Below are 542 nucleotides of genomic sequence, written 5' to 3' on the forward strand. Positions count from 1 at the left end.
AATAGGCGGCGTGGGTGGTGTAAGTTTGGAAGACAAGGATGACGTTCTAGCGAGCGTACTCTTGGACCTTTCTTCCACGGCAAGTTTAAAAGCGAGTTTAGGCGTAGGTAGTAAGGTATTAAGCTCCATGGGCAATGTTGCTCGTTTGCATAAGCGTTCGGTTCAGCAGGCAGGTTTTGTGGTGTTGAAGTCACCAGATATTCCATCAATATTGGTTGAGACAGGATTTATTTCAAATCCGGCAGAGTCCAAGAGATTAAAGTCGTCAAAGTATCAGCGGAAAATGGCCAAGGCGATAAAGGGCGGAATTCTCGCTTACTTTAATGACGCGCCACCTCCGGGAACGCTATTGGCATGGAATAAGGGTGGCAATAGTGTAGTGAACCAAAGTGTTGCTCAAAGCACTAAATCAAAAGCCACGAATTTCAAGAAGTATGTTGTTCGAAAAGGTGATACCCTTTCCCATATTGCGATGCGCAATGATGTATCGCTTACAGAGCTTCGTCGTTTGAATCGGCTTCGCTCTGATAATGTATGGGTTG

1 protein-coding gene is annotated in these 542 nt (G+C 45.4%); it reads left to right on the forward strand.

Annotation, left to right across the window (positions count from 1 at the left end; genetic code table 11):
• A partial coding sequence (locus A3756_RS04470; RefSeq protein WP_156490265.1) for an N-acetylmuramoyl-L-alanine amidase occupies window positions 1-542 on the forward strand: 542 nt, incomplete at both ends.

It is taken from the genome of Oleiphilus sp. HI0086, assembly GCF_001635225.1.